This is a genomic window from Pseudomonas sp. MT92 (genome assembly GCF_058792515.1).
Map to the genome: position 1 here is coordinate 207,592 of NZ_JBXAFA010000009.1, position 19,140 is coordinate 226,731.

A 19,140-nucleotide genomic window follows, 5' to 3' on the forward strand; every position below is an offset into this window, starting at 1 on the left:
CAAGAGCACAGCCATTCGAGCTGTGCCGGGGAGAATGACCGTCATGCCCGAAACGTCCACCGCCATCGCCGATATTCACATGCTCGACAGGGGCTATTCCCGCGAAGCACGTTCCCTGTTGTACCAGGCTTACCGGCACGAGCCGACGTTCGGCTACCTGTTCGAAGCCGAGCGTCCCGGCTATGAACAGCGGGTGCGCGCCACGGTGCGCGAGCTGGTCAAGCAGCACTTTCTCCAGGATTTGCCGGCCATCGGCCTGCTGGTCAACGATCGCTTGATCGGCATCGCCCTGATCGCACCGCCGCAACGGCGCCTGGGCATCACTGAAAGTTGGGCCTGGCGCCTGCGGATGGTGCTGAGCACCGGGTTTCGCTGCACCCGTCGCTACCTCGAGTATCACGATGCGGTGATGGCTTGCGTGCCGTCCGACTCGGTGCATTTGCTGCCATTGCTGGGGATTCATCCGCAATTCCAGGGCAAACACTTCGGCGAACAACTGCTGCAAGCGGTGCACAACTGGTGCGCGGTGGATGAACATTCTCAGGGCGTGGTGCTCGACACCGGCAATCCGCGATATCTGGAGTTCTATAAGCGACAGGGTTACGAGGAAATTGGCGAGGTCGCTGTAGGACCAATCCGCGAGCACGTGTTTTTCCACGCCAATCCTCAAGTCGTGCAAAGCGCAACGGCATAATCGTCGAACTTTTGGGGCGCACCGGGCTCTATCACGCTCCCATGTTCATCAAGCATGCTCGTGATAGCATCCGCGCCTATGAAGTTTCCAGGAAGAATTACCAGTGGCGTGCTCATGCTGATTTCCAGCTGCGCGGCGCTGGCCCAAAGTGAATTGGATGTTCGGATCAAACCGTCCAACGATGAACTGAAAGCCAATATAGAGGGCTATGTCGGCAGTCTCGGCGATCGTGACGAAGAAGCCTTACTGCGCTTCAGTCGGGGCGCCGAGGAACAGGCGCGCAAGGCCGCCCAGGCCTTGGGTTATTACCAGCCGCACATCGACAGCGACGTGAAGGGCGGCAAGACGCCACGCCTGATACTGAACATCGACCCCGGCGAACCGGTGCATCTGCGCAACGTCACCCTCCGCATCGACGGCCCGGCCGCCTCGTTCAAATCCTTTCGTGTGCCCAATGACCATTCGCTGAAAACCGGTGCGGTGCTCAACCATGGCCATTATGAAGATGCCAAGCGGCTGATCCAGAACCAGGCCTCGCGCTATGGCTTTTTCAGCGGGCGTTTTACCCGTTCGACATTGTCGGTGGACCCGCGAGCCGGCGTGGCCGATATCGAGCTGGTCTATGACAGTGGTCCGCGTTACGCCCTGGGCAAGGTCAGCTTCGAGGGCGACACACCCTTCGACGAAGGCCTGCTGCAACGCATGGTGCCGTTCAAGGCAGGCGCGCCCTATGACTCCGAGCTGATTGCCGAACTCAACCAGGCCCTGCAATCGAGCGGCTATTTTGAGGGCGTGCGGGTGGATGCGGCACCGACCGCCTCCAGGGACAATGTGATCCCGGTGGACGTCCGGCTCGAAACCCGCAAGCCGCGGACCATGGGCCTTGGCCTGGGTTACTCCACCGATGTCGGCCCGCGGATCAAAGCCAACTGGACGCGGCACTGGGTCAATCCGCAGGGGCACAGCTATGGCTGGGAAACCGAGGTCTCGGCGCCACGGCAAAACGTCGGGGTGTTCTATGACATTCCGCTGGACCCGCCACTGACGGACAAACTGCGTTTCGCCGGTGGTTATCAGAATGAGGAAATCGCGGACAGGGACAGCCTCAGCAAACTCCTGACCATCGGTCCCGAATGGCACAGCAAGTTGCCCAGTGGATGGCAGCGGGTGGTGTCACTCAAGTGGCAACGCGAGGAGTACCGGCTCGGCGACGACTCGGGACTCAGTAACCTGCTGATGCCCGGCGTGAGCTATTCGTACCTCAAAAGCGATAACCGCATCGACCCGCACAATGGTTATCGCCTGCAATTCGAAAGCAAGGTGGCCAAGGAAGGTCTGGGGTCGGATAACAACCTGGTGTACGGCACGGCGCTGGTGAAGGGCTTGACCACGGTGTTCGACAAACACCGCTTCCTCGGTCGGGTGCAAGTCGGCGGCAGTGCCACCAACGGCTATAAGTCGGTTCCGCCATCGCTGCGCTTCTTCGCCGGTGGCGATCAGAGCGTGCGCGGCTACGACTATCAGAGCCTGTCCCCGGAAAACAATGAGGGTGACCGCATCGGGGGCCGCTACATGGTCGCCGCCAGCGCGGAGTATCAATATTCCATTGCCGAAAAATGGCGTGTCGCCACGTTCATCGACCAGGGCAATTCCTTCAATACACTTGAACTGCCGAATCTGAAGACCGGTGTCGGTATCGGTGTGCGCTGGGTGTCGCCAGTGGGGCCGATCCGCCTCGACCTGGCCCACGCGCTGGATGACGATGGCGGCATTCGACTGCACTTTTCCATGGGGCCCGAGTTGTGAAGCGTGGTTTGAACCTATCGCTGCTGGCGATCCTGACGCTGCTGATGCTGGTCGCCCTGACCCTGGCCACGGTGCTGGGCACGGCGGCGGGCAGCCGGTGGGCGCTTGGCTTTGTACCGGGTTTGACCCTGGACAACTTCCAGGGGCGGCTGGGCGGGCAATGGAGCGCCGATCGCGTTGTGTGGCAGCAGGACGCCAGTCAGGTCGAACTGAGCAAGGTGATTTTTGCCTGGTCGCCGCTGTGCCTGACGCGCATGACCTTGTGCATCGAACAATTGAAGGCTGATCAGGTCAGCCTGCAATTCCCGCCGGGCGGTGAAGAACAAAGCAGCGGGCCGATCAGCCTGCCGGATTTGAAATTACCGGTGGCGCTGGAGTTGGGTGACGTGCAGGTCGGCAGCGTGCGGTTCAACGGCAGCGAGCAGCTCAAGGGCCTGCAACTGACGGCGCACTGGACCGAGAAGGGGATGCAGATCGACTCGGTAAAACTGCAGCGGGACGATCTGAACCTGAATTTGACCGGGCAGCTGCAACCGGGCGGCAACTGGCCGCTCAGCGCTGAGGGGCAATTGACCCTGTCGACCCCCGCGCCCTGGACGCTGGCCCTGAAAATCGACGGCGATTTGCTCAAGACCCTCAACCTGAAAGCCGACAGCAGCGGATACCTCAACGGCCAACTGACCGGCCAACTGCAACCGCTGGTGGAGAACCTGCCGGCCAAGGTGCGCATCATCGCTGACGGTTTCAAGCCCGGCGCCGATCTGCCGGACACCTTGCAACTCAATCAACTTGAACTCACGGGCGACGGCGACCTGAAAAACGGCTACGCGCTGCTCGGCAAGGCCACGTTACCGGCCGAACAAGGACCTGTTGCGCTGGTGCTGCAAGGCAAGGTCGACGCCAATGGCGCGCAGATCGCCGCGCTGGACCTGACGGCCAGCGACAAGCAACACCTAAAACTTACGGGGCAAGTCGACTGGAGCAAAGGCCTGAGTGCCGAGGCGAAAATCGATTGGCTGGACTTTCCGTGGCACCGCCTCTACCCGCTGATCGATGAGCCGCAAGTGGCTCTGCGCAGCTTCAATGGCGAAGTTTCCTATACGGACGGTCAGTACCTCGGCCACTTCAACGCCGCGCTGGACGGTCCGGCCGGGGCGTTCAGCCTGACCAGTCCGTTCGCGGGTGACCTGACGAAAATCTACCTGCAACAGATTCAGCTCGCGGCCGGCCAGGGCAAGGCTGAAGGGCATCTGAACCTGCAGTTCGCCAATGGCATCGCCTGGGATACCGCGCTGGATTTGTCGGCGATCAACCCGGCGTACTGGGTGGCGGAATTGCCCGGCACCCTGGCCGGCCCGTTGCGCAGCCAAGGGGAAATCAAGGATGAAAAACTCAGCCTGAGCGCCGACCTTGATCTGAAAGGCAAACTGCGTGGCCAGCCTGCGGTGATCCAGGCCAAGGCCAATGGCGGCGGCGAGCAGTGGAACCTCGATGCGCTGCAGATACGCCTGGGCGACAACAGCATCAACGGCAAGGGCAGCCTGCAACAGAAGCTCGCCGGGCAGATCGATATCAAGCTGCCGCGTCTGGCCCAGCTCTGGCCGCAATTGCGCGGTCAGCTCAATGGCCGGATTGATGTCGCCGGCACGCTCAAGGCCCCCCAAGGCAAGCTAGGTCTGCAAGGCAACCAGCTGGCGTTCGCCGACAATCGGCTGCAAAGCCTGAACCTGGACGCCACCCTCGACAGCGCGCAACGGGCGAAAATCGACCTCAAGGGCAGCGGGATCCAGGCCGGCGACACCTCTCTCGGCACCCTGACCGCCAGTGGGCAGGGCGATATCAAAAGCCAGAAACTGACCCTCGACCTGCAAGGGCCGAAGCTGAAGCTGGCCCTGGGTCTCGACGGCAGCCTGGACAACGGCAACTGGCGCGGACGCCTGGCCAGTGGCGATATCCAGGCCGGTGGCCAGGACTGGAGGCTGCAAGGCCCGGCAAAACTGGAGCGGCTGGCGGACGGCAAGATCAACTTCGGCGCCCATTGCTGGCAGTCCGGCCCGGCCAGTTTGTGCGGTGAAGATCAGCGCCTGATGCCTGATCCGAAACTGCGCTATCACCTCAAGCAGTTCCCCATCGAAAGCCTCGCGCAGTGGTTGCCCAAAGACTTTGCCTGGCAGGGCCGACTCAACGCCGACGTGCAACTGGATCTTCCCGCCAGCGGCCCGAACGGCCAGGTCAGCCTCGACGCCAGCGGTGGCGTCTTGCGCATGCGCGAGAAAGACCAGTGGCTGGACTTTCCGTACCAGGCCCTGAAGCTCACCAGCAAATTCACGCCCAAACGCATCGACACCGACCTCAACTTCGTCGGCGGCAAGCTCGGCGAACTGATGGTGCAGGCGCAGATCAACCCGCTGCCCAAGAACAAACCCCTGAGCGGTTCATTCCGCTTGAGTGGCCTGGACCTGTCGGTGGCGCGACCGTTTGTGCCCATGGTCGAAAAGCTGACTGGCCGTTTGAACGGCAGCGGCACGATTTCCGGTGGGCTGCTGGCGCCCCAGGTCAATGGCAATCTGTTGCTCAGCGATGGCCAGGTTTCCGGGCCGGAACTGCCAATGGAGATTGAGGCGTTGCAACTTCAGGCCGTCATCGCCGGCGAAACCGTGCAATTGAACGGTGGCTGGAAAAGCGGCAAGACCGGGCAGGGCAGTTTGAGCGGCAGCGTTGCCTGGGGTCAGGCTCTGGTGGTGGACCTGGCGCTCAAGGGCTCACAGTTGCCGGTCACCGTCGAGCCCTACGCCAAGCTGGAAGTGGCGCCAGACCTGAAGATCTCGATCAAGGACGACAAGCTCGCGGTTTCCGGGAAAGTGCAGGTGCCCAAGGGCGAAATCACCATTCGCGAGCTGCCGCCATCGACGGTCAAAGTCTCCGGTGACACGGTGATCGTCGGCCAGCAGACCGAACAGGGCAAGCCGCCGATGGCCACGCTGATGGACATCGATGTGGTGGTCGGCGAGGACAAACTGAGCTTCGCCGGGTTTGGCCTCACGGCCAATCTGCAAGGTCATGTGCACATCGGCGACAACATGGACACCCGGGGTCAACTCTGGCTCAACGACGGCCGCTATCGCGCCTACGGTCAGCGGTTGATCGTGCGTCGTGCGCGTTTACTGTTTGCCGGGCCGATCGATCAGCCTTACCTCGACATCGAAGCCATTCGCAAGACCGACGACGTGATCGCCGGCATTCGCTTGAGCGGCAGCGCCGAGCAGCCGACCACGCAGATTTTCTCCGAGCCGGCCATGAGTCAGGAGCAGGCGCTGTCCTACCTGGTGCTGGGCCGTCCGCTGAGCAGCAACGGCGAGGACAACAACATGCTCGCCCAGGCGGCCCTCGGGTTGGGGCTGATGGGCAGTTCCGGGGTCACTAGCGGGCTGGCCAAGAACCTGGGTATTCAGGACTTCCAGCTCGACACCCAGGGCAGCGGCAACACCACCAGCGTGGTGGCGAGTGGCAACCTTTCCGAGAAGCTCAGCCTGCGCTATGGCGTGGGCGTGTTCGAACCGGCAAACACCATTGCCTTGCGTTACAAACTGAGCAAAAAGGTCTACCTCGAAGCCGCTGGCGGCGTGGCCAGTTCGCTGGACATCTTCTACAAGCGGGATTTCTAGGTCCCGTTTTCTCCAATACGTGCTCTGAACCTTCGCTGGCTTGCCAGCGAAGGCATCACCGCGTTCGCCGTTAATATCCGACGCCGTTAGTCAACTAATTACAAAGCATGCTAACTATTGCGTTGACATTCGCTGCCTAAGCAGTAATATCTCGACATACATTCACTGCCTAGGCAGCTAACTGGTGTCCAGATGAAACATTTCACCCCAGACGATTTCCACAATTGCCACCTTGGCCTGCTGCTCGGACGCGCTGCGCTGCTCAAGGACCGGATTATCGACACGCACATGGAGCCCCACGGCATAACCGCCGCGCAGTTCAAGGTGCTGATCATCATGGCCCAGTTCGGCGTCGATACCCCGGCCGAGCTGTGCCGGCACCTGTCGTTGGACAGCGGTTCGATGACCCGGATGCTCGATCGTCTGGAACAGAAAGGTTTACTTGCCCGCCAACGCTGCGAAGCCGATCGCCGGCAGATCCAGCTGGTGTTGACCGAAGAGGGCCAGAAACTGGCCGCTCTGTTGCCGCACATCGGTGCCGAAGCCATGAACGAACTGGCGAGCGGCATCACCCCTGAAGAGTTGAAGACCCTGGAACAGATCCTGAAGAAAATCCTGGTGGCAGCCGGTGACGCGATCACCTTGCTGCGGGTAGGTGACAAATGAGCAGCAAAACCCTGCGTACCGGTTTGAGCCTGGTGCTGTTGGCCATGACCCTCGCCGGTTGTGCCAATTACAGCGGCCTGAATACCGAAGGTGTCAGCCTCGAGGCGAAAAACCTCAAGGCCGGGCAATCCCTCAGCGGCGTGAAGCTTTCGCCGGCAGCCTGGCCGAAGAGCGACTGGTGGACAAGCCTCGGCGACCCTCAGCTCGACGGCCTGATTCGCGAAGCCCTGCACGACAGCCCTGACATGCAGATCGCCGACGCCCGTGCCCATCAGGCCAGCGCCGCCGCATACGCCGCCGATGCCGCGCGGATGCCGACTATCGATGCCAGCGCCGGCGTGACCCGTTCGCGTCTGGCCCGTGATCAAGACCCGAGCGGGCAGGGCGACAACTACTCCACCCTGCGTAACATCGGCGCCAGTTTCAATTACAACTTCGACCTCTGGGGTGGCCAGCGAGACGCTTGGGAAGCCGCATTGGGCCAGGCCCGTGCCGCTGAAATCGATCAGCAGGCCGCACAGTTGACCTTGTCCGCTGACGTGGCCCGCGCGTACAGCGATCTGGGGCAGGCGCACATCGTTTATGACTTGTCTGCCGAAGACCTCAAGCGCACCCGGCAGATGCTCGATTTGAGCCAGCGCCGCCTGAGCGCCGGGATCGACAGTCAGTACCAGTTCCAGCAGACCGAAAGCCTGGAGGCCACCTCTGAAGCGAACCTGATCGACGCCGAGAAACGCCTGCAAAGCGCCAAAATCGCCCTGGCCGTACTGCTGGGCAAGGGCCCGGACCGCGGTAACGAGATCGCCCGGCCGAAAGTCCTTCAGGCCAGCGCCGTGGCGTTGCCATCGGTGCTGCCGGCCGAGTTGCTCGGTCGTCGCCCGGACCTGGTAGCGGCGCGCTGGCGGGTTGAGGCAGCCAGTAAAAACATCGACGCTGGCAAAACCCAGTTTTATCCCAACTTGAACCTGAGTGCGGCGGCTGGTGCCCAATCGTTGTTGGGTGACGCGATGTTCGGTTCGGCCAGTCGTTTCTTCAATGTCGGGCCGACGATTTCACTGCCGATCTTCGATGGCGGCCGCCTGCGCGCCGACCTCGACTCCCGCGACGCCGATTACGACCTCGCGGTGGCGCAGTACAACAAAAGCCTGGTGAAGGCGTTGGGGGATGTCAGCGACAGCATCAACCAGTTGCGTGACATCGGCCGGCAAATCGCCGCCCAACAACACGCCACTGACATCGCCCAGGACTCTTACAACACCGTGGTCCAGCGGTACGGTTCCGGCATCGGTAACTACCTGGACGTGCTCAGCATCGAGCAACAACTGCTCCAGGCCCAGCGGCAGCTGGCCAACCTGAATGCCGAGCAGATCGACTTGTCGATCCAACTGATGCAGGCGCTGGGTGGCGGGTTTGCACCCGACAACCTCGCGTCTGCCAACACATCGCCAGCCACGCTGAGCCACTAATTCAAGGTATTTGCCATGGCCACTGCCGATACAACTCAAACTGCTGAAAACACTCCAGGCAATCCCAACTCGGGCAAGCGCAAGTTCATGCTGCTGATCCTCGCGGTGGCGGTGGCGCTGAGCGGTGCGGGCGTCTGGGCCTACCACGAGTTTTACGGTCGCTGGAGCGAAAGCACCGACGACGCCTACGTGAATGGCAACGTGGTGGAAATCACTCCGCTGGTGACCGGCACCGTGGTCAGCATCGGTGCCGATGATGGCGATCTGGTGCACGAAGGTCAGGTATTGGTGAACTTCGACCCGAACGATGCCGAAATCGGTTTGCAAAGTGCCCAGGCCAATCTGGCCCGTACCGTGCGTCAGGTGCGCGGCCTGTATAGCAACGTCGACGGCCAGAAAGCCCAGGTCAATGCCCAGCAGGCAGAAGTGCAGAAAGCCCAGGACAACTTCAATCGCCGCAAGAACCTCGCGGCGGGCGGGGCGATTTCCCAGGAGGAACTGTCCCACGCCCGTGATGACCTCACCTCGGCGCAAAACGCCTTGGCCGATGCGAAGCAGCGACTGAAAACCACCAGCGCCCTGGTGGATGACACCGTGGTGTCGTCGCATCCGGACGTGATGGCCGCCGCCGCGCAATTGCGTCAGGCGTACCTGAACAATTCGCGCAGCACCTTGATCGCGCCGGTCACCGGTTACGTGGCCAAGCGCACCGTGCAGCTTGGCCAGCGTGTGCAGCCGGGCACGGCGCTGATGGCGGTGATCCCGCTGGATCAGTTGTGGATCGACGCCAACTTCAAGGAAACCCAGTTGCGTGACATGCGCATCGGCCAGCCAGTGGAAATCGAAACCGACCTTTACGGAAGTGCCGTGAAATACAGCGGCACCATCGACAGCCTTGGCGCCGGGACTGGCAGCGCGTTTGCCCTGCTGCCCGCGCAGAACGCCACCGGTAACTGGATCAAGATCGTGCAGCGCGTGCCGGTGCGGATTCACGTCAACGCCGATGAGCTGGCCAGGCACCCGCTGCGGGTCGGCCTGTCGACCGTGGTCGATGTGAACCTGCATGACCAGAGTGGCCCGGTGCTGGCGCAACAGCCACCGCAAAAGGCGTCGTTCAGCACCAACATCTATGACCGTCAGCTGGCCGAGGCCGACGCGATGATTACTCAGCTGATCCACGACAACAGCGCGGCAGTCAGCAAAACCGCGCAACGCTGATGCAGCACGCCGCCCCTCTGTGGGAACGAGCAAGCTCGCTCCCACAGGGTCAGCTGCGTCTGTAACAGGCGCAGCGCCAATCCCGCTGCAAAAAATTCAGCTCCAAAGGATTCGCGATGAGCAATAACGCGTCTTTTTCCCCGCCCAGCCTGCTGCTGAGCACCATCGGCCTGTCGCTGGCGACCTTTATGCAGGTGCTCGACACCACCATCGCCAACGTGGCGCTGCCGACGATTTCCGGCAACCTCGGGGTGAGTTCGGAGCAGGGCACCTGGGTGATCACTTCATTTGCCGTCAGCAACGCCATCGCCTTGCCGCTGACCGGCTGGCTCAGTCGGCGTTTCGGTGAGGTGAAGCTGTTTGTCTGGGCGACGCTGCTGTTCGTGCTCGCCTCGTTCCTGTGCGGCATTTCCACGTCCATGCCGGAATTGGTGGGCTTTCGCGTGCTGCAAGGCGTGGTGGCGGGGCCGTTGTATCCGATGACCCAGACACTGCTGATTGCGGTTTACCCTCCGGCGAAACGGGGGATGGCGCTGGCGCTGTTGGCGATGGTCACGGTGGTGGCGCCGATTGCCGGGCCGATCCTCGGCGGCTGGATCACCGACAGTTACAGCTGGCCGTGGATTTTCTTCATCAACGTGCCGATCGGTTTGTTCGCCGCATGGGTGGTCACCCAGCAGATGAAGACGCGTCCGGTGGTCACCAGCCGCCAACCCATGGATTACGTGGGTCTGATCGCGTTGATCATCGGCATCGGCGCATTGCAGATCGTCCTCGACAAAGGCAACGATGCCGACTGGTTCGAGTCCAGTTTCATCATTATCGGCTCGGTGATTTCCGTGGTTGCCCTGGCGTTTTTCGTGATCTGGGAAATGACTGATGAGCACCCGGTGGTGAACTTGCGGCTGTTCGCCCACCGCAACTTCCGCTTTGGCACCATCGTGTTGGTGCTGGGCTATGCCGGATTCTTCGGGATCAACCTGATCCTGCCGCAATGGTTGCAGACCCGCTTGGGCTACACCGCGACCTGGGCCGGTTTTGCCGTGGCGCCATTGGGCATTCTGCCGGTGCTGCTGTCGCCTTTCGTCGGCAAATACGCACCGCGATTCGACATGCGGGTACTGGCGGGCGGGGCATTCCTGGCCATCGGTCTGAGTTGTTTCATGCGCGCCGGCTTCACCAATGAGGTGGATTTCCAGCACATCGCCCTGGTGCAGCTGTTCATGGGGATTGGCGTGGCACTGTTCTTCATGCCGACCCTGACCATCCTGCTGTCGGACCTGCCGCCGAGCCAGATTGCCGACGGCTCGGGCCTGGCGACGTTCCTGCGTACGCTGGGCGGTAGTTTCGCGGCGTCGTTGACCACCTGGATCTGGATCCGCCGCGCCGACCAGCACCATGCCTACCTGACGGAAAGCATCACCCCGTTCGACCCGGCCACCCGCGAGGCATTGCATCAATTGGGCGGGGCAGGGGCCAAGGCTTATACGCAGATGGACCAAATGGTGATCAGCCAGGCGTACATCATGTCCACGGTGGACTATTTCACGCTGCTGGGCTGGATGTTCATGGGGTTGATCCTGATCGTATGGCTGGCCAAGCCCCCCTTTACCGCCAAGGCCGGGCCAGCGGCTTCCGCCGGACATTGATACAAGCACAATCCCTGTAGGAGCGAGCAGGCTCGCTCCTACAGGTTATTTGTTGTGCAAATTAGTTGGCGGGGGCAGCCAATTGCGGCGGCGGGGCGAAATCGAACGGCGCCAACGCAAACCCGTGATCATCCACTTGCAACGCCCACCCTTGACGATCCCAATCCCCCAAGACAATACGCCGGGCGGCTTGATCGCCCAGTTGCAGCTTGTGCACGGCGGGGCGATGGGTGTGGCCGTGAATCAGGGTTTTCACCCCGTATTCCTGCATGATTCGCGGAATTTCTTCGGGGGTGACATCAACGATGTCGTTGGCCTTCATCCGCGTTTGCGCACGGCTTTCACTGCGCAGCTTGCGCGCCAGTTTATGCCGCGTGCGCAGCGGCAGATGCCGCAGGATGAACAACGTGACGGGGTTACGCAGGTAGCGACGCAGCTTCATATAGGCTTCGTCGCGGGTGCAGAGGCTGTCGCCGTGCATCAATAGCACCGGCTCGCCTGCCAGTTGCACGACACTCGGATCCTTCAGCAAGGTGCAGCCGGCCTGTTTGCAAAAGGCCTGGCCGAGCAGGAAGTCGCGATTGCCGTGCATCAGAAAAATGGCCGTGCCGCTGTCGCTGAGGTCGCGCAGGGCCTGGCAGATGGAGCGCTGGAACGGCGTCATGGCATCGTCGCCAATCCATGCCTCGAAAAAGTCGCCCAGAATGTACAGCGCACTCGCCGAGCGGGCGCGTCCGGCGAGCAAATCCAGAAACGCCCGGGTGATGTCCGGGCGCTCCTCTTCCAGATGCAAGTCTGAAATCAGCAATATCACTCAATGATCTCGGCTTTCTCGATGATCACGTCGTCTGCTGGTACGTCCTGGTGGCCGGCCTTCATGGTGGTGGAAACGCCCTTGATCTTGTCGACAACGTCGGTGCCTGCAACGACTTTGCCGAACACGGCGTAGCCCCAGCCCTGAGTGGTCTTGGCGCTGTGGTTCAGGAAGCTGTTGTCAGCCACGTTGATGAAGAACTGGGCGGAAGCCGAATGCGGCTCCATGGTGCGCGCCATGGCCACGCTGTACTTCTCGTTCGGCAGACCGTTGTCGGCTTCGTTCTGGATGCTTGGGCGCTTGTCTTTCTTTTCTTTCATGCCAGGCTCGAAACCGCCGCCCTGGATCATGAAGTTACCGATGACGCGGTGGAAAACAGTGTTTTCGTAGTGACCGGCTTTGACGTATTCGACGAAGTTGGCCACGGTGATCGGGGCTTTCTCGGCGTTCAGTTCCAGGACGATGTCGCCATGGTTGGTGGTCAGTTTGACTTGGGTCATGATTACTACTCATTCAGGGAATTCGTGGATTTCGGGACATTGCGGTCCCTTCACCGGTTCAGCCGTTTTCGGCCAAGGTGCGCAGTTTAGCGTGCCAGACGCGAATTTCGAGGCTGTTTTTCATTTACGCCCCATTAAATGCGACCGTTTGCAGGCCTGCTCTGTCAGCTGCTTGACGGCATCGGCTATGATAGCGGCTTTGTTTTGTCCGGCCTTTATTACGGCCACGCACTTGTACGTTCAAGGATCCTATGAGCAAGCCCACTGTCGACCCTACCTCGAATGCCAAGACCGGCCCTGCTGTGCCGGTCAATTTCCTGCGGCCGATCATCCAGGCAGACCTGGACTCGGGCAAGCACACGCAGATCGTCACGCGTTTCCCGCCTGAGCCCAACGGCTACCTGCACATCGGTCACGCCAAGTCGATCTGCGTGAACTTCGGCCTGGCCCAGGAGTTCGGCGGCGTCACGCACCTGCGTTTCGACGACACCAACCCGGCCAAGGAAGACCAGGAATACATCGACGCAATCGAAAGCGACGTCAAATGGCTGGGCTTCGAATGGTCCGGTGAAGTGCGCTATGCCTCGCAGTATTTCGACCAGTTGCACGACTGGGCCGTCGAGCTGATCAAGGCCGGCAAGGCCTATGTCGACGACCTGACCCCTGAGCAAGCCAAGGAATACCGTGGCAGCCTGACCGAGCCAGGCCGCAACAGCCCGTTCCGCGACCGCAGCGTCGAAGAGAACCTGGACTGGTTCGCCCGCATGCGCGCCGGCGAATTCCCGGACGGTGCACGTGTGCTGCGAGCCAAGATCGACATGGCCTCGCCGAACATAAACCTGCGCGACCCGATCATGTATCGCATCCGTCACGCCCACCACCACCAGACCGGTGACAAGTGGTGCATCTACCCGAACTACGACTTCACCCACGGTCAGTCGGACGCCATCGAAGGCATCACCCACTCGATCTGCACCCTGGAATTCGAAAGCCACCGTCCGCTGTACGAGTGGTTCCTCGAGAACCTGCCCGTGCCGGCCAACCCGCGCCAGTACGAGTTCAGCCGCCTGAACCTGAACTACACCATCACCAGCAAGCGCAAGCTCAAGCAGTTGGTCGACGAAAAGCACGTCAACGGCTGGGACGACCCGCGCATGTCCACGCTGTCGGGCTTCCGTCGCCGTGGCTACACGCCGAAATCGATCCGCAACTTCTGCGAGATGATCGGCACCAACCGTTCCGACGGCGTGGTCGACTTCGGCATGCTCGAATTCAGCATCCGCGACGACCTCGACCACAGCGCCCCGCGCGCGATGTGCGTACTGCGTCCGCTGAAAGTCGTGATCACCAACTACCCGGAAGGCCAGGTCGAGAACCTCGAACTGCCATGCCATCCGAAAGAAGACATGGGCGTGCGCGTCCTGCCGTTCGCCCGTGAGATCTACATCGACCGTGAAGACTTCATGGAAGAGCCGCCAAAAGGCTACAAGCGCCTGGAGCCAAACGGCGAAGTGCGCCTGCGCGGCAGCTACGTGATCCGTGCCGACGAAGCGATCAAGGACGCCGACGGCAACATCGTCGAGCTGCGTTGCTCGTACGACCCGGACACCCTGGGCAAGAACCCCGAAGGCCGCAAGGTCAAGGGCGTGGTCCACTGGGTGCCGGCCGCTGCCAGCGTCGAGTGCGAAGTCCGTCTGTACGATCGTCTGTTCCGCTCTCCGAACCCGGAGAAGGCTGAAGACAGCGCGAGTTTCCTGGACAACATCAACCCTGATTCGCTGCAGGTACTCACCGGTTGTCGTGCTGAACCCTCGCTGGGCAATGCACAGCCGGAAGACCGTTTCCAGTTCGAGCGCGAAGGTTACTTCGTCGCCGATATCAAGGATTCGAAACCAGGTCAGCCGGTATTCAACCGTACCGTGACCCTGCGTGATTCGTGGGGCCAGTGATTCTGCGTCAAGGAAATTTAAAGTGCTGACGATCTACAACACGCTCACCAAGAGCAAAGAAGTCTTCAAGCCGCTGGATGGCAACAATGTGCGCATGTACGTCTGCGGGATGACCGTGTATGACTACTGCCACATAGGCCACGGCCGCAGCATGGTCGCGTTCGACCTGGTGACCCGCTGGTTGCGGTTCAGCGGTTACAACCTGACCTATGTGCGCAACATCACCGACATCGAAGACAAGATCATCAATCGTGCCCGCGAGAACGGCGAGCCGTATGACGCGCTGACCGAGCGCATGATCGCCGCAATGCACGAGGACGAGGCGCGCCTCAACATCCTCAAGCCGGACATGGAGCCACGTGCCACGGACCACATCCCGGGCATGCTGTCGATGATCCAGACCCTGATCGACAAGGGTTACGCCTACGCCCCGGGCAATGGCGACGTGTACTACCGCGTCGCGAAGTTCATGGGTTACGGCAAGCTGTCGCGCAAGAAGGTCGAGGACCTGCGCATCGGTGCGCGGATCGAGGTCGACGAAGCGAAGGAAGATCCGCTGGACTTCGTGCTGTGGAAAGGCGTCAAGCCGGGCGAGCCGAGCTGGGAATCGCCGTGGGGCGCCGGGCGTCCGGGCTGGCACATCGAGTGCTCGGTGATGTCCACCTGCTGCCTCGGTGAGACCTTCGACATTCATGGCGGCGGCAGTGACCTCGAGTTCCCGCACCATGAAAACGAAATCGCCCAGAGCGAAGCGGCCACCGGCAAGACCTACGCCAACGCGTGGATGCATTGCGGCATGATCCGCATCAATGGCGAGAAGATGTCCAAGTCCTTGAACAACTTCTTCACCATTCGCGACGTGCTTGCCAAGTACCACCCGGAAGTCGTGCGTTACCTGCTGGTGTCGAGCCACTACCGCAGCGCGATCAACTATTCGGAAGACAACCTCAAGGATGCCAAAGGCGCACTGGAGCGTTTCTACCACGCGCTGAAGGGCCTGCCGAGCGTGGCTCCGGCTGGCGGCGAAGCGTTCGTCGAGCGCTTCACCACGGTGATGAACGACGACTTCGGCACGCCTGAAGCCTGTGCGGTGTTGTTCGAGATGGTGCGCGAGATCAATCGCCTGCGCGAGACCGATCTCGATGCGGCGGCCGGTCTGGCGGCGCGCCTGAAAGAACTGGCCAGCGTGTTGGGTGTGTTGCAGCTTGAGGCTGACGACTTCCTGCAGGCCGGTGCCGAAGGGCGCGTGGATGCCGCTGAAGTGGAGGCGCTGATTGCTGCGCGTCTGGCGGCACGTGCCGGCAAAGACTGGGCCGAGTCCGACCGCATCCGCGACCAGCTCACCGCCATGGGCGTGGTGCTGGAAGACGGCAAGGGTGGGACGACCTGGCGTCTGGCTGACTGATTGCTTGATCCGTAAAAAACAAAACCCGCCTTGTGCGGGTTTTGTTTTTTTGTGGCGGGCGTTAGCTCAGGAGTCCGGTGCTGACCGCGACAATCAGGAAGATCCCGAGCACCGCGCGGTAGATGACAAACGGCCAGGTGGAGAACTTCTCCAGAAAGCGCATCAGGCCCCAGATGGCAAAAAACGCCGAGATGCTGGCGATCACCAGGCCAAAAAACAGGTGCGCCCAGGCTTGCGCGGGAAGATCAGCATGGAACAACACCCACAGCTCCTTCAAGCCGGCCAGGGCGATCGCGGGCAGCCCCAGCAGGAAGGAGAACCGCGCGGCCTCTTCACGTTTGAAATTGAGGAACAGCGCCGCCGTCAACGTTGACCCCGATCGCGACACGCCGGGAATCAGCGCGCCGATCTGGGCAATGCCAACGATCAGTGCATCACGCAGGCGCATTTCGCCAACGGTGCGGCGATGCCGGCAACTGAGTTCGGCGGCCGCGAGCAAAACCGCCATGACCACGCAGGAAATCCCGATCACCATCAGCCCCCGCAACGGCGAGTTGCAGGCATTGAGCGTCGAGGACAAGGCCACGCCGGCAATACCGATGGGAATGGTCGCCAGCACGATGGCCACCGCGAGGATGAACCACTGGTTGTTGTAATCGCGTTGGCGTACCGCGCCGACACTGCCGCTGACAACTTGCCTGACGTCACGCCAGAAATAACTGACCACCGCCGCCAGTGCGGCCAACTGCATGGCCGCGGAAAACGCCGAGCCGGGATCGGGCCAGCCGAGCAGGGCGGGCACGATGCGCATGTGCGCGGTGGAGGACACGGGCAACAATTCGGTGATGCCCTGAACGATGCCCAGGAAGCCGATTTGCAGGTAATCCAGCGAGGCAAAGCCGATATCAAGGCCGGTAGAACAGATGTTGGTCAAAGCACTTTTCCTGTGAAGATCAGGAGGAGGAAGGGTCTGGAAAAAAAGGAGTGGGGCGAAAAGCTGAAACATTTCGTCACAGTCTGGTCGCTGCGGTCAATGGGGGGAGTGATTGGTTTTTGCGGTGACCGGGTTGGCGCCTTCGCGAGCCTGCTCGCGATTGACTGCGCAGCAGTCAGCTTTCCAGGTGGCGCAAGCGCTTGTAGAGCGTATTGCGACTAACCCCCAACCGCCGCGCCAGATGCGAAATATTCCCCCCGGCAGCCTTCAGTTCCCGGTTCAACGCCTGGGCATCATTCAGATCAACCCCCAACGGCTCCGGCGCCTCCACCGGCTCCATCTCCAGGTCGACGAAGAAATCATCCGGCAAATGCTCCGGCCGCACCGGTTGTTCCTCGGCCATGGCCAGCGCCACCTGCATCACGCTGCTGACCTGGCGCAGGTTGCCGGGCCACGGATGACGGCTGAACAGCTCCAGAACCTCATGGCTAAGACCCGCCCATTGGGTGGGCTCCCGATGCTGCTCCCACAAACGCTTGAACAGTGCCTGCTTGTCGCTACGCTCGCGCAGCGGCGGCAACTCCAGGGTCAGGCCGCCGATGCGGTAGTACAAATCTTCGCGGAAACGCCCCAATTGCACCTGCTCGCGCAAGGAGCGGTTGGTCGCGGAGATGATGCGGATGTCCACCGCAAACAAGTCACTGCTGCCCACCGGTTGCACGCAGCGCTCCTGCAGCACCCGCAGCAAGCGTGCCTGGGTCGGCAGCGGCATGTCGCCGATTTCGTCGAGGAACAAGGTGCCTTTGTCGGCCTTGCGAATCAGGCCGATGCTGCCTTTCTGGTTCGCTCCGGTGAACGCGCCTTTCTCGTAGCCAAACAGCTCGGATTCCACCAATTCGGCGGGGATCGCCGCGCAGTTGACGGCAATGAACGCTTGTTTATGGCGGGAGCTGGCTTGATGCAGGGCCTTGACGAAGACTTCCTTGCCAACCCCGGTTTCCCCGTGAATCAACAGCGGAATGTCTTTCTCCAGCAAGCGCTCGGCCTGGCGCACGGCCTTTTCCACGCGACTGTCGCCAAAGTGCAGGGTCTTCAGGCTGATGGTGGCGGGTTTAGCGTCCGCCACGGCGCTCTTGGGGTCAGCACTTTTGCTTTCAGAAAACAGCCGCGGCTGAATCGGTGACTGCTTCGGCCGTTTCAACAGGCACTGGAAGCGGTTGCGTCCGCGAGTCTGCAGGGCGAAGGGCAGGCCCTCTGGCTGATTCAGCAGTTCCAGCAGCGAGACGTTGAACAGGCTCTCCACACTCACTCGCGACAGGCGGATGCCCAGCAGGTTGTCAGCGCGGCGGTTGGCGGACAGCACCTGGCCACTTTCATCGAAAATCAGCAACCCGGCCCACTGGCTGTCGAGGTTGTTCAGGCCCGTGTTGAAGGTCAACTGGAAATGCTGGCCGTGAAACAGGTTGAGGATCAGCCGGTTTTCCACGGTCTGGCTCATCATCTTGACCATGCCCAGGGTGTGGGACGGCGGCAGGTAGCTGTCGCTGGAGACATCCAGCACGGCAATCACTTTGCGCTCGGCATCGAAAATCGGCGCGGCGGAACCGGTCATGAAGCGGTTGGCCTTGAGAAAGTGTTCATCGTGTTCGATGTGCACCGCTTGTTCGCAGGCCAAAGCGGTGCCGATGGCGTTGGTCCCGCTGCAGTGCTCCAGCCAACTGGCGCCGGCGCTGAAACCGCGGGTCAGGCTCGGCTCGATGAAGCGCTGGGTGCCCCAAGACGTCAGCACCTGGCCTTGATTGTCGGCGAGCATGATCAGGCAATTGGAGTTGCTGAGGATGTTTTCGTAATACGGCAGGACTTCCTGGTGGGTGGTCTGCACCAGCGAGTGCTGGCTCTCGAGCAACTGCGCGATGCCTTCGGCGGGCAACTGATCGAACGCCGGAGCGCTTTGATGATTGAGACCGAACGCGCGGCAGCGGGACCAGGAGTCCTGGATGATGGCGTCGTGGGACAGCGGCAGGGCAGGTAGGGCCATTACAGGTCAGCCTCTGATTTACGCTTTTTATTGTTGTTATAGGTTTTCCTTGTGGGAGCGAACCTGCTCGCGATGAGGGAGTGTCAGTCGACATGAATGTTGGCTGATCCAACGCTATCGCGAGCAGGCTCGATTCCACAGGTTTTGCGTCCGTTTCAGGGCGCGTGAAACGGTTTGTAGAGTGTTGTTCACTAATGTTCATTGTCAATCGGTGAACTGTTCAATTGTTCACTTTCGATTGTTCATTTGTGTTCAGCAACGAACGTGACTCGGTAGTCACGTTCAAGGATTTCAAGCCAAATCAACGGCTTGTGATTTTTGGCACAAATGTCGCTA

13 protein-coding genes are annotated in these 19,140 nt (G+C 61.1%); 9 read left to right on the forward strand and 4 right to left on the reverse strand.

Going from position 1 to position 19,140, the window contains the following annotated elements; all coding sequences use genetic code 11:
* The first annotated feature begins 43 nt into the window (after positions 1–43).
* From AC1Q6D_RS18495 to AC1Q6D_RS18525, 7 genes are all read left to right on the forward strand, one after another.
* The gene (locus AC1Q6D_RS18495; RefSeq protein WP_103405084.1) at positions 44–694 is read left to right on the forward strand and encodes a GNAT family N-acetyltransferase; all 651 of its coding nucleotides are present in this window, start codon (positions 44–46) and stop codon (positions 692–694) included.
* A gap of 78 nt (positions 695–772) precedes the next feature.
* A complete protein-coding gene (locus AC1Q6D_RS18500) occupies positions 773–2,500 on the forward strand; it encodes an autotransporter assembly complex protein TamA (protein ID WP_103405044.1) in 1,728 nt (575 codons plus the stop codon).
* Positions 2,497–6,165 carry a translocation/assembly module TamB domain-containing protein gene (locus tag AC1Q6D_RS18505; protein ID WP_103405045.1) on the forward strand — a complete coding sequence of 1,223 codons (3,669 nt, stop codon included), beginning with the start codon at positions 2,497–2,499 and terminating at the stop codon, positions 6,163–6,165. The genes AC1Q6D_RS18500 and AC1Q6D_RS18505 overlap by 4 nt, the downstream gene beginning before the upstream one ends.
* A 192-nt stretch (positions 6,166–6,357) precedes the next feature.
* Entirely contained in the window at positions 6,358–6,831 is a 474-nt protein-coding gene (locus AC1Q6D_RS18510) for a MarR family winged helix-turn-helix transcriptional regulator (RefSeq protein WP_103405046.1), read from the forward strand.
* The gene (locus AC1Q6D_RS18515) at positions 6,828–8,297 is read left to right on the forward strand and encodes an efflux transporter outer membrane subunit (protein WP_103405047.1); all 1,470 of its coding nucleotides are present in this window, start codon (positions 6,828–6,830) and stop codon (positions 8,295–8,297) included. The genes AC1Q6D_RS18510 and AC1Q6D_RS18515 overlap by 4 nt, the downstream gene beginning before the upstream one ends.
* A 15-nt stretch (positions 8,298–8,312) precedes the next feature.
* On the forward strand, positions 8,313–9,515 hold the full coding sequence (locus AC1Q6D_RS18520) for an HlyD family secretion protein (protein ID WP_103405048.1): 1,203 nt from the start codon (positions 8,313–8,315) through the stop codon (positions 9,513–9,515).
* A gap of 116 nt (positions 9,516–9,631) precedes the next feature.
* Positions 9,632–11,164, forward strand: coding sequence for a DHA2 family efflux MFS transporter permease subunit (locus AC1Q6D_RS18525; protein ID WP_103405049.1), 1,533 nt, complete (start codon positions 9,632–9,634; stop codon positions 11,162–11,164).
* A gap of 61 nt (positions 11,165–11,225) precedes the next feature.
* On the opposite strand, the gene lpxH is transcribed toward AC1Q6D_RS18525, so the two are convergent.
* Positions 11,226–11,978: a UDP-2,3-diacylglucosamine diphosphatase gene (gene lpxH, locus AC1Q6D_RS18530; protein ID WP_103405050.1), complete on the reverse strand. Its 753-nt coding sequence runs from the start codon at positions 11,976–11,978 to the stop codon at positions 11,226–11,228.
* On the reverse strand, positions 11,975–12,478 hold the full coding sequence (locus AC1Q6D_RS18535) for a peptidylprolyl isomerase (RefSeq protein ID WP_090323535.1): 504 nt from the start codon (positions 12,476–12,478) through the stop codon (positions 11,975–11,977). The genes lpxH and AC1Q6D_RS18535 overlap by 4 nt, the downstream gene beginning before the upstream one ends.
* Positions 12,479–12,729: 251 nt before the next feature.
* Between AC1Q6D_RS18535 and AC1Q6D_RS18540 the strand changes: the two genes are divergently transcribed.
* Both AC1Q6D_RS18540 and cysS read left to right on the forward strand, forming a co-directional pair.
* Positions 12,730–14,427, forward strand: a complete 1,698-nt coding sequence (locus tag AC1Q6D_RS18540; RefSeq protein WP_103405051.1) for a glutamine--tRNA ligase/YqeY domain fusion protein — start codon at positions 12,730–12,732, stop codon at positions 14,425–14,427.
* Between the two features lie 22 nt (positions 14,428–14,449).
* Positions 14,450–15,832: a cysteine--tRNA ligase gene (cysS, locus tag AC1Q6D_RS18545; protein ID WP_047527626.1), complete on the forward strand. Its 1,383-nt coding sequence runs from the start codon at positions 14,450–14,452 to the stop codon at positions 15,830–15,832.
* A gap of 61 nt (positions 15,833–15,893) precedes the next feature.
* On the opposite strand, the gene uppP is transcribed toward cysS, so the two are convergent.
* Positions 15,894–16,766, reverse strand: a complete 873-nt coding sequence (gene uppP, locus AC1Q6D_RS18550; protein ID WP_090468403.1) for an undecaprenyl-diphosphatase UppP — start codon at positions 16,764–16,766, stop codon at positions 15,894–15,896.
* Positions 16,767–16,941: 175 nt separating this feature from the next.
* On the reverse strand, positions 16,942–18,804 hold the full coding sequence (locus tag AC1Q6D_RS18555; RefSeq protein WP_103405052.1) for a sigma-54-dependent Fis family transcriptional regulator: 1,863 nt from the start codon (positions 18,802–18,804) through the stop codon (positions 16,942–16,944).
* Positions 18,805–19,140: the final 336 nt, after the last annotated feature.

Excerpts from the sequence above, each read along its gene's own strand:
- AC1Q6D_RS18510 (WP_103405046.1), top strand. The coding sequence starts at position 6,358 with ATGAAACATTTCACCCCAGACGATTTCCACAATTGCCACCTTGGCCTG.
- AC1Q6D_RS18500 (WP_103405044.1), top strand. The coding sequence starts at position 773 with ATGAAGTTTCCAGGAAGAATTACCAGTGGCGTGCTCATGCTGATTTCC.
- AC1Q6D_RS18520 (WP_103405048.1), top strand. The coding sequence starts at position 8,313 with ATGGCCACTGCCGATACAACTCAAACTGCTGAAAACACTCCAGGCAAT.
- AC1Q6D_RS18515 (WP_103405047.1), top strand. The coding sequence starts at position 6,828 with ATGAGCAGCAAAACCCTGCGTACCGGTTTGAGCCTGGTGCTGTTGGCC.
- AC1Q6D_RS18555 (WP_103405052.1), bottom strand. The coding sequence starts at position 18,804 with ATGGCCCTACCTGCCCTGCCGCTGTCCCACGACGCCATCATCCAGGAC.
- AC1Q6D_RS18535 (WP_090323535.1), bottom strand. The coding sequence starts at position 12,478 with ATGACCCAAGTCAAACTGACCACCAACCATGGCGACATCGTCCTGGAA.
- AC1Q6D_RS18495 (WP_103405084.1), top strand. The coding sequence starts at position 44 with ATGCCCGAAACGTCCACCGCCATCGCCGATATTCACATGCTCGACAGG.
- AC1Q6D_RS18525 (WP_103405049.1), top strand. The coding sequence starts at position 9,632 with ATGAGCAATAACGCGTCTTTTTCCCCGCCCAGCCTGCTGCTGAGCACC.
- AC1Q6D_RS18540 (WP_103405051.1), top strand. The coding sequence starts at position 12,730 with ATGAGCAAGCCCACTGTCGACCCTACCTCGAATGCCAAGACCGGCCCT.